General features: G+C 60.5%; 13 protein-coding genes. 4 read left to right on the top strand and 9 right to left on the bottom strand.

The genetic code is table 11. From position 1 onward, the window contains the following. Positions 1-64 precede the first annotated feature (64 nt). Complete coding sequence (locus tag PSJE_RS20520) at positions 65-1,069, top strand: AraC family transcriptional regulator (protein ID WP_090452440.1); 1,005 nt, start codon at positions 65-67, stop codon at positions 1,067-1,069. A gap of 123 nt (positions 1,070-1,192) precedes the next feature. Here the strand turns inward: PSJE_RS20520 and PSJE_RS20515 are convergent, their stop codons facing one another. After that, positions 1,193-1,879, bottom strand: coding sequence for a Crp/Fnr family transcriptional regulator (locus PSJE_RS20515; RefSeq protein ID WP_090452438.1), 687 nt, complete (start codon positions 1,877-1,879; stop codon positions 1,193-1,195). 83 nt (positions 1,880-1,962) lie between these two features. On the opposite strand from PSJE_RS20515, the gene PSJE_RS20510 reads away from it, so the two are divergent. After that, entirely contained in the window at positions 1,963-2,487 is a 525-nt protein-coding gene (locus PSJE_RS20510) for an Mpo1 family 2-hydroxy fatty acid dioxygenase (protein ID WP_090452436.1), read from the top strand. A 90-nt stretch (positions 2,488-2,577) separates the two neighbouring features. On the opposite strand, the gene PSJE_RS20505 is transcribed toward PSJE_RS20510, so the two are convergent. From PSJE_RS20505 to dibA, 6 genes are all read right to left on the bottom strand, one after another. Then, on the bottom strand, positions 2,578-3,567 hold the full coding sequence (locus PSJE_RS20505) for a sulfate/molybdate ABC transporter ATP-binding protein (protein ID WP_090452434.1): 990 nt from the start codon (positions 3,565-3,567) through the stop codon (positions 2,578-2,580). A 3-nt stretch (positions 3,568-3,570) separates the two neighbouring features. Beyond that, positions 3,571-4,440 carry a sulfate ABC transporter permease subunit CysW gene (cysW, locus tag PSJE_RS20500; protein ID WP_007972954.1) on the bottom strand — a complete coding sequence of 290 codons (870 nt, stop codon included), beginning with the start codon at positions 4,438-4,440 and terminating at the stop codon, positions 3,571-3,573. A gap of 12 nt (positions 4,441-4,452) precedes the next feature. After that, on the bottom strand, positions 4,453-5,271 hold the full coding sequence (cysT, locus tag PSJE_RS20495; RefSeq protein ID WP_007972956.1) for a sulfate ABC transporter permease subunit CysT: 819 nt from the start codon (positions 5,269-5,271) through the stop codon (positions 4,453-4,455). Positions 5,272-5,340: 69 nt separating this feature from the next. Further along, positions 5,341-6,354 (bottom strand): sulfate ABC transporter substrate-binding protein, encoded by a 1,014-nt coding sequence (locus PSJE_RS20490; RefSeq protein ID WP_090452432.1) that lies wholly within the window; start codon positions 6,352-6,354, stop codon positions 5,341-5,343. Between the two features lie 68 nt (positions 6,355-6,422). Beyond that, positions 6,423-6,605: a sulfur starvation response protein OscA gene (gene oscA / locus PSJE_RS20485; RefSeq protein WP_056726967.1), complete on the bottom strand. Its 183-nt coding sequence runs from the start codon at positions 6,603-6,605 to the stop codon at positions 6,423-6,425. Positions 6,606-6,893: 288 nt separating this feature from the next. Continuing rightward, positions 6,894-8,813: a phosphodiesterase DibA gene (gene dibA, locus PSJE_RS20480; RefSeq protein ID WP_090452430.1), complete on the bottom strand. Its 1,920-nt coding sequence runs from the start codon at positions 8,811-8,813 to the stop codon at positions 6,894-6,896. Positions 8,814-8,959: 146 nt separating this feature from the next. Between dibA and desA the strand changes: the two genes are divergently transcribed. Next, positions 8,960-10,144, top strand: a complete 1,185-nt coding sequence (gene desA, locus PSJE_RS20475) for a delta-9 fatty acid desaturase DesA (RefSeq protein WP_057712516.1) — start codon at positions 8,960-8,962, stop codon at positions 10,142-10,144. A 202-nt stretch (positions 10,145-10,346) separates the two neighbouring features. Then, positions 10,347-11,336 carry a GGDEF domain-containing protein gene (locus tag PSJE_RS20470; RefSeq protein WP_090452429.1) on the top strand — a complete coding sequence of 330 codons (990 nt, stop codon included), beginning with the start codon at positions 10,347-10,349 and terminating at the stop codon, positions 11,334-11,336. Between the two features lie 189 nt (positions 11,337-11,525). Here PSJE_RS20470 and PSJE_RS20465 read toward each other — a convergent pair whose 3' ends face one another. Then, positions 11,526-12,740, bottom strand: a complete 1,215-nt coding sequence (locus tag PSJE_RS20465) for a response regulator (protein ID WP_090452427.1) — start codon at positions 12,738-12,740, stop codon at positions 11,526-11,528. A gap of 136 nt (positions 12,741-12,876) precedes the next feature. After that, positions 12,877-14,154, bottom strand: coding sequence for a 4-aminobutyrate--2-oxoglutarate transaminase (gene gabT / locus PSJE_RS20460; RefSeq protein WP_007994487.1), 1,278 nt, complete (start codon positions 14,152-14,154; stop codon positions 12,877-12,879). Between the last annotated feature and the right edge of the window lie 46 nt (positions 14,155-14,200).

Genomic DNA, 14,200 nt, shown 5'->3' with positions numbered 1-14,200 from the left:
CTTGCGAACCCTCGCAACGCGGTAGCCGAGAACGCCAACCTGTTGACCGGAAGCGCCAATCAGCATGACTGAACCGACCTCCCTCGCCAGCTGGACCCGCGCCCTGCGCAAGCAACTCGATGCCCTGGGCATCGACAGCACCGCCTTGTGCCAGCAAGCGGGGCTCGACCCGCAACTGATGGACGACCCGAACGCGCGCTATCCGCTGTCGGGCACCACGCACCTGTGGAATCTGGCGGTGCAGACCAGCGGTGACCCGGCGATCGGTTTGCGGGTTTCGCGTTTCGTCAGCCCGACCACCTTCCATGCGCTGGGTTATGCGCTGGTGGCCAGCGGCAGCCTGCGGGAAGTGTTCGAGCGCATCGTGCGTTATCACCAGGTGGTCAGTGACGCCCTGGAACTGGAACTGACCCGTGTCGAGGATCGCTACCGTTTCAGCCTGAAAATCCCGGCCGGTAACCCCGCCCCGGCCTTCGAAGCCATCGATGCGTTCATGGCGATTTACGTGCGCACCTGCCGCAATCGCCTGGGTCGCGACTACGCGCCACTGGCGACCTACCTGCGTCGCCCGGAGCCGACGGACGCGCACCAATGGCATAAGGTCTTCCGCTCGCCCATGTACTTCGGCGCCGACGAAGACCGGCTGGAGTTCGCCCTCGTCGACTTCGACAGCCACCTGGATGACGCCAACCCGGAACTGGCCGAACACAATGAAACCGTGCTCAAGCGCACCCTGGCGCAACTCAAGCCGCTGACCTGGGAGCGCAAGGTTCGCGATGCCATTGAAGAACAACTGCCCGAAGGCGAACCCAGCGCCGAACACATCGCCAAGGCCCTGCACCTGAGCCTGCGCAGCCTGCAACGGCACCTGGCCGATGAAGGCTGCCGGTTCGACACGTTGCTCAACGAAAGCCGCGAAAACCTCGCGCTGCTGCACCTGCGTGACCCGCAGGTGTCGCTGAGCGAAATCAGTTATCTGCTCGGGTTTGCCGACACCAGCAGCTTCAGCCGCGCGTTCAAGCGCTGGACGGGGATGACGCCAGGGCAGTTTCGGGATGGGTTGCGATGAATGATCCGGATCCCCTGTGGGAGCGAGCTTGCTCGCGATAGCGGACGGTCAGTCGACACACCTGGAGACTGACACACCGTCATCGCGAGCAAGCTCGCTCCCACAATGGGCCTGCGTAAACAGTTAAATCGAGGCCAGTGCCCGCAATCGCTCGGCATCGAGGATTTCAATTTCGCCGTAACTCAGCCCGATGATCCCCTGCCCCTGCAGTTCCTTGAGAATCTGGTTGGTGGTCTGGCGCGACAGCGACAGCATTGAAGCAAGCTGCTCCTGGGGCAGTTGCAGGACGCGGCGCGCAGGAATGGTCTCGCCATAGCCTTCGGCGATCATCAACAAGCGGTGCGCCAGCCGTGCCGGGGCCGGCAACAGGCTCAGTTGTTCGAGGTTGATGAAGGTCATGCGCAACTTCTGGCTCATCAGCAATGCCAGTTGCCGCCAGTGCTGCGGATGCTCATCGAGCAGCGCCAGCAAGGTGTTCTGGGGAATGTGCAGCAGCGTGCATTGGCCCACGCCGTAGGCATCGTGGGTGCGTGGCTGGCCATCGAACAGGCAGATTTCGCCGAACCAGTGCGGCGGTTCCACCAGGCTTAGCAACGCTTCCTTGCCTTGCTCGCTGACGGCACCGACGCGCACCGCGCCTTCAAGTACCGCGTACAGGCCACAGGGCGGATCGCCACGCTTGAACAGCCGCTGGCCCGCAGACAAGCGCCGCACCCTGGCCGCCGACAGCAGGCTATCCTGTAGGGAAACAGGCAAATGGCTGAACCACTGACCGCTCATCAGGCGTGGACGCCAAACCTGCATATCCATGAAAACTCCTAGAGATTGTCGCCTGGCTGACAGAGTGGGAAATGGCCCCGGGGCATGATCAATCACCCTACAGGAGAACAACAATGAAAAGCCTCGTCGACCACCTCAGTCAATACGCCGCCTACCACCGTGACCCGCGCAACATCGCCTCGCACTTTATCGGCATTCCGCTGATCGTGGTCGCCGTCGCGGTGTTGCTGTCCCGGCCGGAGTGGTCGCTGGGGGGCGTGTGGATCTCACCGGCGGTGCTCGTCTCGCTGGCATCGGCGTGGTTTTACCTGCGCCTGGAGTTGCGCCTGGGCGTGTTGATGACTGTGTTGCTCGGGCTGTCCGTGTGGGCCGGTCATGCGCTGGCGCAGCAAAGCACGCTGGTCTGGCTGGGCAGCGGCGTGGCGATGTTCGTGATCGGTTGGGCGATTCAGTTTGTCGGCCATCACTACGAAGGGCGCAAACCGGCGTTCGTCGATGATGTGACGGGATTGATTGTCGGGCCGTTGTTTGTGGTGGCCGAGCTGGCGTTCATGCTGGGGATGCGGCATGACCTGAAAGAGCAGATCGAGGCGCGGGCGGGTGGGGTACGGGTCAATCCGAAACGTGCCGCTGTTTAGATAGCAATCGCGAGCAAGCTCGCTCCCACAGAGGATCTATGGTGCACATAGAACCCCTGTGGGAGCGAGCTTGCTCGCGATGCTTTTGCCTTAGATGTTGGCAACCTTCTGCCAGACCTTCGGCTTGAAGAACAACGTCTCGCCCTTCGCCAACCCGATCAGGCTGTCGTGATCCTTGACCACTTCGGCCTCGATCAGATCGCTCTGCCCTTCAACCTTCAGCGTCACCCGTGTTGTCGCGCCCAGCGGACGAATGTCCCGCACTTCCGCCGCGTGGTGGTCTTCCAGTTCATGGCGTGACAGCGACACTTCGTGCGGGCGGAACAGCACGTGCCTGTCTTCGCCCAGGTGCAGTCGGTTCGAATCACCGAGGAAGTGATAGACGAAATCGCTGGCCGGGTTTTCGTAGACGTCGCCTGGTGAACCGATCTGCTCGATCACACCCTTGTTCATCACCACGATACGGTCGGCGACTTCCATCGCTTCTTCCTGGTCGTGGGTGACGAACACCGAGGTCAGGTTGATGTCTTCGTGCAGGCGCGCCAACCAGCGACGCAGCTCTTTACGAACCTTGGCGTCGAGGGCGCCGAAAGGTTCGTCGAGCAGCAGCACTTTCGGCTCCACCGCCAGCGCTCGGGCCAGGGCAATGCGCTGACGCTGTCCGCCGGAGAGTTGTTCCGGATAGCGATCCGACAGCCAGTCCAGTTGCACCATGTTCAGCAGTTCGTGGACTTTGGTTGCGATCTGGCTTTCGCTCGGGCGCTGGTTCTTCGGCTTCATGCGTAGGCCGAACGCGACGTTGTCGAACACCGTCATGTGGCGGAACAGGGCGTAGTGCTGGAACACGAAACCGACGTTGCGATCACGCACGTCATGCCCGGAAACGTCTTCACCGTGGAACACGATATTGCCCTGGTCCGGGGTCTCCAGGCCGGCGATGATTCGCAGCAGCGTGGTCTTGCCGCAGCCCGACGGACCGAGCAACGCGACGAGTTCGCCGCTCTGGATATCCAGGCTGATGTTGTCCAGCGCCTTGAACGCGTGGAAGTTCTTGCTGACATTACGCACTTCGATCGACATGAATTATTCCTCCGCGGCGCTGGCGCGCAGGCGGTTAATACGGTTTTCGCTCCACTGCTTGAGCAGCAGGATGAAGAGCGCCAGGATCAGCAACAGGCTCGCCACGGCGAACGCGGCCACGTGGTTGTATTCGTTGTAGAGGATCTCAACGTGCAACGGCAGAGTGTTGGTCACCCCGCGAATGTGCCCGGAAACCACCGACACCGCACCGAACTCCCCCATGGCCCGCGCGGTACACAACACCACGCCGTAGATCAGGCCCCATTTGATGTTGGGCACGGTGACGTGCCAGAACATCTGCCAGCCGTTGGCCCCGAGCAGGCGCGCGGCCTCCTCTTCCTGGGTACCTTGCTCCTGCATCAGCGGGATCAGTTCACGGGCAACGAACGGCACGGTGACGAAGATCGTCGCCAGCACGATGCCCGGCAGGGCGAAGACGATCTGGATGTCGTGGTCCTGCAACCATGGGCCGAACAGGCCTTGGGCGCCGAACATCAGCACATAGACCAGACCGGCGATCACCGGCGACACCGAGAACGGCAGGTCGATCAGTGTCACCAGCATGCTCTTGCCGCGGAACGAGTACTTGCTCACGCACCAGGCGGCACTGACACCAAACACCAGGTTCAGCGGCACCGAAATCAACACGGCGATGACCGTGAGTTTCAGCGCCGACAGCGCGTCCGGCTCAAAGATCGCGGTGAAAAACGCCCCGAGGCCGAGCTTCAGCCCTTGGGACACCACGATGAACAGCGGCAGCAACAGGAACAGCGCAAAAATCAGCCAGCCAAGGCCGATCAGGATTCGCCGCGAGGTCGCGCTGCCACGGCGGGCAGCGTTCGAGGAAGCGGCAGCAATAGACGATTGGGACATGGATGCGCCTCCTTATGGGGTTTCGATGCGCCGCTGCAACAAGTTGATCAGCAGCAACAGGACGAAGGAAACCACCAGCATCAGTACACCAATGGAGGTAGCGCCGGTGTAATCGTATTGGTCGAGCTTGACCATGATCAGCAGCGGCAGAATCTCGGTTTTCATCGGCATGTTGCCGGCGATGAAAATCACCGAACCGTACTCGCCGACCCCGCGGGCAAAGGCCAAAGCGAAACCGGTAAGCCATGCCGGAAGCAGTGCCGGCAGCAGGATATGGCGGAAAACCTGCAAGGGTTTTGCACCCAGGCACGCCGCCGCTTCCTCGACTTCACGAGGAATATCCGCCAATACTGGCTGTACGGTACGTACTACGAATGGAAGTGTCACAAAAGTGAGGGCAAGGGTGATGCCCAGAGGGGTGTAGGCGATCTTGAAACCCAGATCCGCCGCAAACTGACCGACCAGACCGGTAGGGGTGTACAACGCCGTCAGCGCAATACCGGCCACCGCCGTGGGCAATGCGAACGGCAAGTCGATCATTGCATCGATCACTTTTCGCCCAGGGAAGGTATAGCGCACTAATACCCAGGCCAGCAGCGTGCCAATGATGCCGTTGATGATCGCGGCACACAGGGCGGTGCCGAAGCTGAGCTTCAACGCGGCCAGCACCCGTGGCGCCGAGATGATTGCCCAGAACTGATCCCAGGTGAGTTGAGCGGCATGCACGAACATCGCCGCCAGTGGTATGAGCACAATCAGGCTGAGGTACACCAAGGTGTAGCCCAGCGTCAGCCCGAAGCCGGGTATGACGGGGGAGATACGACGCGACATAAAAGTCCTTGGTTGAGAACGCACTGAGCCCCGGAGGTGAATCCGGGGCTCGTTGATGGCTATTTAAGATTACTGCGCCTGATAGATCTGGTCGAACACCCCTCCATCGTTGAAGAATTTCGGCTGTGCGGTTTTCCAGCCGCCGAAGTCCTTGTCGATGCTCACCAGCTCCAGTTTCGGGAACTGCTGGGCGTACTTGGCAGCCACGTCCTTATCACGTGGACGATAGAAGTTCTTCGCCGCGATTTCCTGGCCGGCCGGGCTGTACAGGTGCTTGAGGTAGGCTTCGGCGATCTGCCCGTTGCCCTTTTTCTCGGCATTTTTGTCGACTACCGCCACCGGCGGCTCAGCGAGGATCGACAGCGAAGGCACGACGATGTCGAACTTGTCGGCGCCACCCTCTTCTTTCAGGGCCAGGAAGGCTTCGTTTTCCCAGGCCAGCAATACGTCGCCCTGACCGTTGTTGACGAAGGTAATGGTCGAGCCGCGGGCGCCGGTATCCAGCACTGGCACGTGCTTGAACAGGGTTTGCACGTATTCCTTGGCCTTGGCTTCGTCGCCGCCATTGGCTTTCAGGCCATAGGCCCAGGCCGCGAGGAAGTTCCAGCGCGCACCGCCGGAGGTTTTCGGATTCGGTGTGATCACCGAGACATCATTCTTGATCAGGTCGCCCCAGTCCTTGATGCCTTTAGGGTTGCCCTTGCGCACCAGGAACACGATGGTCGAGGTGTAAGGCGTGCTGGCGTCCGGCAGGCGCTTTTGCCAGTCCGCCGGCAGGGACTTGCCAAGCTTGGCGATTTCGTCGATATCGCCGGCCAGGGCCAGGGTCACGACGTCGGCACGCAGGCCATCGATCACCGCCCGACCCTGCTTGCCCGAACCGCCGTGGGATTGCTGGATTTTCACGGAGTCACCGGCGTGGTCCTTTTGCCAGAACTTGATGAATTCGGCGTTGTAGTCCTGATACAGCTCGCGGGTCGGGTCGTATGACACGTTGAGCAGCTCATAGTCCTTGGCAACGGCGGAACCGGCAAAAAGGGCGCTGGCCAGGGCGGCCAAAGCGAAATGACGAATCGACGACATGGTGAAAGCTCCTGAAATTCTTGGTTTGTTGGCTTTTTCTTATGGGATATCGCGTTGCCTGATTCGCCTCAGCCCGACTTGTTGCCCGGCTGCTGCAAACGGAATTTTTCCTTGCGTTCGATCTGCACCACCTGGGCGTTGTGCACAGTGATTTCCACGGCGCCAAAGCGCAGATCGCGCAGGGCACTCTGGATTTCACGCAGGATGGTGGCTTCGTCTTGACCGTCGACGCTACGCAGGGATGCGCTCATATTGCTGCTCCTTCAACTGAGAGGTTGCCTCGCAGTGTCGGCACTGCTTGCGGCTTGAGAGCAATACTAGAGAGGTGTAGATATTCTTAAAAAGACTATTTAAGAATGTTTATATAACCAGAAGAGATTAACTGTGGAGACAAGAGCTTGAGGTGAATCACCCTCTTTCAGGCACACCAAAAAAACCCTGTGGGAGCGAGCTTGCTCGCGATGAGGGAGTTTCATTCACCAGAAATGTCGACTGATATTCCGCTATCGCGAGCAAGCTCGCTCCCACAGGTTTTGCTCCTACACGATCACCGGCTCATGCATCCAGTCAAGCTGCTCCGCCGGTACCGGCCGCCCGAACCAGTAGCCCTGACCCAGATCGCAATCGTGCTCGAGCAGAAATTCCGCCTGCTCAGCCTGTTCGATCCCCTCGGCATGGACCTGCATGCCCATGCTCTGGGCCAGCGCAATGATCACCCGCGAGATCGCCGCATCATCCTCATCCCACGGCAATCCGGCGACGAAGCCCTGGTCGATTTTCAACTTTTGCACCGGCAGACGCTTGAGCCGCAGCAACGATGAATAACCCGTGCCAAAGTCGTCGATGGCCAGGCGCACACCCAGCTCGCGCAGGCGATGCATCTGCTCCAGCGCGACTTCCGGGTCTTCCATCACCGCGCTTTCAGTGACTTCCAGCTCGAGAAACGCCGGCTCCAGCCCGGTTTCGCGCAGGACCTGCGCCACCTGCTGATACAGCTCACGACGGGCGAACAGACGCGAAGAAACGTTGACCGCGACGAACGACAGCACCAGCCCGTCCTGCTGCCACTGGCACATCTGCCGGCACGCCTGCGCCATGACCCAGGCGTCGATTTCTGCAATCAGACCGGTTCGTTCGGCGACCGGAATGAATTCCGCCGGCGACACCAGGCCCCGCTGCGGGTGCTGCCAACGCACCAGCGCCTCGACGCCGATCAGGCGACGGGTCTTGAGGTCGTGAACCGGCTGGTAATAGACCCGCAACTCTTGTCGGTCCAGGGCTCGGCGCAATTCGAAGGCGATCTCGACCCGTTGCTGGGCGTGGGCCGTCAACTCTTCGGTGTACAAGGCATAATCATTGCGCCCCGCGCTCTTGGCCTTGAACAGTGCAGAGTCGGCATTGCGCAGCAGTTGCTCGACGCTCAACGCATCGCTGGGGAACAGGCTGATGCCGATGCTGGTGTTTATGGACAGCTGGTGCCCATCAATAAGGAACGGCTCTTTAAGGCCCTCGATGATCCGCTGGGCCAACGCAGCGGCCTGAACCAGTTGCGGACAGCTTTCGGCAAGTATGGCGAACTCATCCCCGCCCAACCGCGCCAGGGTGACGCCCGGACCGAACATGGCCCCCAGGCGCTCGGCCACAGCCTTGAGCAACTGGTCGCCAATGGTATGCCCGAGGCTGTCGTTGATCATCTTGAAGTGATCGAGATCGGTCATCAGCAGCGCGCAGCCACGCTTGTGGACCTGTGCCGAGGCCAGGGCCTGTTCGGCGCGGTCGATGAACAGCAGGCGGTTCGGCAGATCGGTCAGCGGATCGTGGTGCGCCAGGTGCATCAGTTCGTGTTCTGAATTCTTGATTGCACTGATGTCGGAAAACACCGCCACATATTGGCTCGGCCGGCCGTAGTCGTCGTGGATCAGGCGGATCGTTTGCCATTGCGGGTAAATCTCGCCGCTTTTGCGCCGGTTCCAGATCTCTCCACTCCACTCCCCGACACTGGCGAGCGTGGCAAACATCACCTGATAGAACTCAGGAGAGTGTCGCCCGGACTTGAACAGGTTGGGCCGCTGCCCCAGCACGTCCTCACACCCGTAACCGGTGATTTCCATGAACGCCCGGTTCACATGGACGATCAGACCTTCCCGATTGGTGACCAGCACGCCTTCGCGGGTGCAGTCGAACACGGCTGCCGCCTGGCGCACGCGCATGCGGTCGGCGTCGCGCTCACGCAGTTTGGCGCCGATACCCAGACACCGCAGCAGCCGCGCCCGGGCAATGAAGATCAACCCGGCACTGAACAGCACCCAGACATAACCGTTGATCAGTTGCCATCGCAATCGCTCGGCAGAGCTATCGAAGAAACTGTTTAATAAATAGCCACTGATCTGCAGCCAAACCACAGAAAGCAGCAGATAGAGCAGCGCTGCACGCAAGGCATCGCGATAGGTGGCAGACATCCGGCGATCCATGTCCCTACAAAAAGGTTGGAATTATAGTTTAAAGACACATCCAGCCACTCTTATCTGAAAGGGTGACTGGTTTTCTGTGTGGGCTTAGTGATAATGCAACGGCTGTTTTTTCTTTATCGAGGGCCCTACAGCCTATGTGGTACGAAGGTTTTCTTGGCTTGTCGCCCTGGTCGCTGGTAGCAGTCACCCTGCTGATGACCCACGTCACGATCATCGCCGTCACGGTCTATCTGCATCGCTACTCGGCCCATCGCTCCCTGGAGCTGAATGGGGGCCTTAAGCATTTCTTCCGTTTCTGGCTGTGGCTGACCACGGCGCAGAACACCCGCGAGTGGACTGCCATCCACCGCAAGCATCACGCCAAATGCGAAACCGTCGATGACCCGCACAGCCCGGTCATCAAGGGTTTGTCCACGGTGCTGCGCAAAGGCGCCGAGCTGTACCGCGCCGAAGCGGAAAACCCCGAGACGCTGCGCATCTACGGCAAGAACTGCCCCGAAGACTGGATCGAGCGCAACCTCTACAGCCGCTTCCCGCTGCTGGGCATCGCGATCATGGGCGTTATCGACCTGCTGCTGTTCGGCACCATCGGCATCACCATCTGGGCCATCCAGATGATGTGGATCCCGGTGTGGGCCGCCGGCGTGGTCAATGGCCTGGGCCATGCCATTGGCTACCGCAACTTCGAATGCCGCGATGCGGCGACCAACCTGGTGCCTTGGGGCATCCTGATTGGCGGCGAAGAACTGCATAACAACCATCACACCTACCCTAACTCGGCAAAACTGTCGGTGAAGAAGTGGGAGTTCGACCTGGGCTGGGCGTGGATTCAAGTCTTCAGCTTCCTGCGCCTGGCCAAGGTTCAACGGGTTGCGCCGATTGCCCATCGCGTCGAAGGCAAGGGCAACCTGGACATGGACACCGCCATGGCGATCCTCAACAACCGCTTCCAGATCATGGCCCAGTACCGCAAATTGGTGATCGGCCCGCTGGTCAAGCAAGAGCTGGAAAAAGTCGATCACTCGGTACGTCACCAGTTCCACCGGGCCAAACGCCTGCTTTCGCGGGAGACCAGCCTGCTGGATGACAAACACCATGTACGCATCCAGAACATGCTCGAGCACAGTCAGGCGCTGAAGGTAATTTACGAAAAACGCCTGGCCCTGCAACAGATCTGGGTCAAGACCAGCTCAAATGGTCACGACATGCTGGCGGCCATCAAGGACTGGGTACACGAAGCCGAAGCCAGCGGGATTCAATCCCTGCGCGACTTCGCCGATCAGTTGAAGACCTACTCCCTGCGCCCTGCCGCCGTCTGAAAAAACCTGTGGGAGCGGGCTTGCTCGCTCCCACATGGTTATGTGGCGTGCCATCAGTACCGCCCGGCGGGAGCAAGCTCCCTCGCCACACAAGGCGGGAACTTCATCTAAAAAGCCCTATCTCAAAGACACTTCGCCATTCCCGGCAGGCTTGGTGTTGGCCGCTATCGAACGCGCGGCATGCCCTTTGAGATTTGTGTCGATGGCCCCAAAAAACCTGCAAGACTCATCTCCGTCGCATTGGCCCGAGGCCGCGCAGCCCCTGATAGCGCTAATGCACGCCCAACGCGAAGTCGCACGCCTGAGCGAACGCGAACAGTTGTTCAGCACCTTGCTGATGAGCGTCAATGCAGTGCTGTGGGCATTCGATTGGGAAACCCGCAAGGTGCTTTACGTCAGCCCCGCCTATGAACGGATCTTTGGCCGTTCGGCCGATCTACTGCTGGCCGACGGCAATCAATGGTGCGACAGCATTCACCCTGACGACCTGGACTATGCCGAACGCAGCCTTGCCGAAGTGCTGGACAAAGGCGCCGTCGAAGACCGCGAGTATCGAGTCATCGCCGCAGACGGCCAGGTGCGCTGGCTAAGCGACAAATGCTACATCAACCGCCAGGCCGAGCCGGGGCAACCGGTGATCATCGTCGGCATCGCCGAAGACATCACCGACAAGAAGCAGATGGAAACCGAGCTGCATCGCCTGGCCACCATCGATGCGCTGACCCAGAGCAGCAACCGCCGTCATTTCTTCGAATGCGCCCACCGCGCGTTCGCACACACCCGGCAACAGGGCGAGCCGCTGTCGTTTCTGATGCTGGACATTGATAACTTCAAGACGATCAACGACACCTACGGTCACCAGGAAGGCGACAACGTGTTGCAACGCATTGCCGAAAGCGGCCGCGCAGCATTGCGTCGTGGCGACCTGTTCGGGCGTATTGGCGGTGAGGAGTTCGCCGCGGTGTTTCCCGGCTGTACACCGCAAATGGCCCTGCAAGTGGCTGAACGCCTGCAACGGCAGATTCAGCAATTGAGTTTCAACCATGAGGGCCAGACGTTCGGCATCACCGTCAGCCAGGGCCTGACCAGCCTGACCGCCGCGGACGAAAACGTGGAAAACCTGTTTTCCCGGGCAGATGCGGCGATGTATCAGGCCAAGCGCGAGGGAAAGAACCGGATTGTGACGGGCTGAGATTTCGCTGGCACCACCGGATACCTGTGGCGAGGGGGCTTGCCCCCGTTGGGCTGCGAAGCAGTCCTGCATTTGGTGTTCCAGCATTGTCAGGACAACCGCATTCGCTGGTTTACGGCTGCTGCGCAACCGAACGGGGGCAAGCCCCCTCGCCACAAAAGCTCGCTCCCACAGGGGTTGGTGGTGTGCTTACTTTTTGCGCAAACGCATCAACTCCGGCAGGCCGATCTTGAGCAACCTCGCCGTCCGGCTCTTCGCCAGCGCCTCGATGCCCTCATGCTCGCTCAGGCGCGCCATCTGCGCCGCCATGTTCACCACCAGCGCTTCGCGCGAGTAAACCCCGCCACCGAGCTGGTAGGCCGCCGCAATCAGTTCGCGCAACTCCAGTGGCAGACGCCAGCGCGTGCGCAGGGCCGAGCCATAGGCCGCGCCAAATTCAACCAGCGCTTCGCCCACTTCCTCCTGCTCGTCCAGTTCGCCACCGGCCTGTTTCCATTCCTGCAAACACCGCAGCAACGCCAGATCGCCGAGACGATGCAACATGCCGGCGCAATAGCAGCGCTCCTGATCCAGATCGAGCAAGCGCGCCAGGGTTCTCGCGTATTCGGCGGTGTGCAGGGACAGATCCCAGTAACGCTCGGCATAGTCGGCCAATTGCGGATCGCTGAGCCGGGCACTGCGCTTGAGCGCCAACCCGAGAATCAGGTTCATGCTCTGCCCGGTGCCCAGGCGATGCAGCGCCTGGGACAGGGTTTGCACAGCGGTGCCGTGGTGCTGGGCCGCGCTGTTGGCGGCGGCGATCAGCACAGCGGTAACCTGCGGATCGGTGCGGATTTCGTCTTCCAGCACCGTCAGGTCGAGGCCATTGGGATTGAGGCTGCGTTTGACCGCCACTTGCACGTCGGTCATCAGCGGCGCACCGTCAGCCAATTCCCGTCGACGCTCCAGAAACACCGACAACGTCATGCCCGGTGCCAGCGACGGCACTTCGCACGAGACTTCTTCGCCAGCGTTCAGCAGCAGCCCCTGCAACCGATGGGTCAGGCTTTGCATATTCAGGGGTTTGGTCAGGTACGCGGCCGGCGCCAGCGGCAAGGCCTCGCGCACGCTGGCACTGTCGTTGCGACTGCTCATCAGAATGAACGGCATGGGCGGATTGCGTTTGCGCTGACGGATGCTGCGCAGGACGTTAAGGCCATCGACGCCGGGCAACTCCCAGTCGGCGATCACCAGGTCATAGGGGTTGGCGGCCAACAGTTCCAGCGCTTGCTGACCATCGGCGCACAAATCCAGCTGTGCATCGCAGCGTACGTTCAACAACACTTCCTTGAGCAGATCCCGGGACCAAGGGTCGGCCTCGGCGATCAGGACTCTTGGAACGGCGGGTAAAATGACGGTTGTCATACAGCTCTCCCTGGCAATGCGCAAACCTTAGCCAATGCTGGCCATTCGATACAGCGCTAATGGGCGGGATGTGTTTCAAGGGGCATGAAAAAACCCGCCGAAGCGGGTTTTTTGTGGATCAGGTCACACTGGGTGATCAGAGCTCGGAGAAGCACTCTTCGATGATCGCCAGGCCTTTGTCCAGTTGCTCGTCCGGCGAGGTCAGCGGTACCAGGACGCGCAGAACGTTGCCGTAGGTGCCGCAGGACAGCAGGATCAGACCCTTGTCGCGAGCCTTGGCCACAACGGACGCCACGGCTGCGGCGTTCGGCTTGTGGCTGTCGCCGTTTTCGAACAGCTCGACCGCGATCATCGCGCCCAGGGCACGGACTTCACCGATCACCGGGTACTTGGCCTGGATGGCCTTCAGGCCGGTTACCAGACGCTCGCCAACAGCCTTGCAACGATCCAGCAGGTGTTCTTCTTCGAACACTTCCATCACGGCCAAGGCCGCGGCGCAAGCGATCGGGCTACCGGCGTAGGTGCCGCCCAGGCCGCCTGGAGCGATGGCGTCCATGTATTCGGCCTTGCCGCACACACCGGCCAGCGGGAAGCCGCCAGCGATGGATTTGGCGAAAGTGGTCAGGTCGGCAGCAACGCCCATCTGTTCCATGGCGAAGAAAGTACCGGTACGGCCAGCGCCAGTCTGTACTTCGTCAGCGATCAGCAGGATGCCGTGCTGGTCGCACAGGGCACGCAGACGCTTCATGAATTCTTTCGGAGCGACGTAGAAACCACCTTCGCCCTGAACCGGCTCGATGATGATCGCAGCGATGTCTTTCGGCTCGGCGTCGTTCTTGAAGATGCGTTCGATGGAAGCGATCGAATCGTCGATGCTCACGCCGTGCAGTTCGTTCGGGTACAGCGCGCGGAAGATGCCGCCTGGCATCAGGCCCATGCCGGCCGAGTAAGGCACGACTTTACCGGTCAGGCCCAGGGTCATCATGGTGCGACCGTGGTAGGCGCCGGTGAAGGCGATCACGCCGGCACGGCCAGTGGCGGCACGGGCGATCTTGATGGAGTTTTCCACGGCTTCGGAGCCGGTGGTCACCAGCAAGGTTTTCTTGTCGAAATCACCTGGGACCTTGGCGTTGATTTTTTCGCACACTTCCACGTACGGCTCGTAGGCCAGTACCTGGAAGCAGGTGTGGGTCAGCTTGTTCAACTGCTCGGTCACGGCGGCGATTACTTTCGGGTGCACGTGGCCGGTGTTCAGTACGGCGATACCGCCGGCGAAGTCGATGAATTCACGACCTTCAACGTCGGTTACGGTCGCGTTCTTCGCGGAATCGGCGAAGATCGGGTGAATCTGGCCAACACCACGTGGAACAGCAGCGGTACGGCGGGCCATCAAAGAAGCGTTAGTCTTGCTCATACATTCCTCATTCACCGCTCATCGGGCGGCGTGGTTCAAGGATAAA

Origin of the sequence: Pseudomonas jessenii (assembly GCF_002236115.1) — a bacterium.
Taxonomy (GTDB): Bacteria; Pseudomonadota; Gammaproteobacteria; order Pseudomonadales; family Pseudomonadaceae; genus Aquipseudomonas; species Aquipseudomonas jessenii.
The sequence above is the reverse complement of the archived record's forward strand: the minus strand, read 5'-3'. Positions and strand labels throughout refer to the sequence as shown.

Coding starts and splice junctions, on each gene's coding strand:
- PSJE_RS20520 (WP_090452440.1), top strand. CDS start 65: ATGACTGAACCGACCTCCCTCGCCAGCTGGACCCGCGCCCTGCGCAAG.
- PSJE_RS20515 (WP_090452438.1), bottom strand. CDS start 1,879: ATGGATATGCAGGTTTGGCGTCCACGCCTGATGAGCGGTCAGTGGTTC.
- PSJE_RS20510 (WP_090452436.1), top strand. CDS start 1,963: ATGAAAAGCCTCGTCGACCACCTCAGTCAATACGCCGCCTACCACCGT.
- PSJE_RS20505 (WP_090452434.1), bottom strand. CDS start 3,567: ATGTCGATCGAAGTGCGTAATGTCAGCAAGAACTTCCACGCGTTCAAG.
- cysW (WP_007972954.1), bottom strand. CDS start 4,440: ATGTCCCAATCGTCTATTGCTGCCGCTTCCTCGAACGCTGCCCGCCGT.
- cysT (WP_007972956.1), bottom strand. CDS start 5,271: ATGTCGCGTCGTATCTCCCCCGTCATACCCGGCTTCGGGCTGACGCTG.
- PSJE_RS20490 (WP_090452432.1), bottom strand. CDS start 6,354: ATGTCGTCGATTCGTCATTTCGCTTTGGCCGCCCTGGCCAGCGCCCTT.
- oscA (WP_056726967.1), bottom strand. CDS start 6,605: ATGAGCGCATCCCTGCGTAGCGTCGACGGTCAAGACGAAGCCACCATC.
- dibA (WP_090452430.1), bottom strand. CDS start 8,813: ATGTCTGCCACCTATCGCGATGCCTTGCGTGCAGCGCTGCTCTATCTG.
- desA (WP_057712516.1), top strand. CDS start 8,960: ATGTGGTACGAAGGTTTTCTTGGCTTGTCGCCCTGGTCGCTGGTAGCA.
- PSJE_RS20470 (WP_090452429.1), top strand. CDS start 10,347: ATGGCCCCAAAAAACCTGCAAGACTCATCTCCGTCGCATTGGCCCGAG.
- PSJE_RS20465 (WP_090452427.1), bottom strand. CDS start 12,740: ATGACAACCGTCATTTTACCCGCCGTTCCAAGAGTCCTGATCGCCGAG.
- gabT (WP_007994487.1), bottom strand. CDS start 14,154: ATGAGCAAGACTAACGCTTCTTTGATGGCCCGCCGTACCGCTGCTGTT.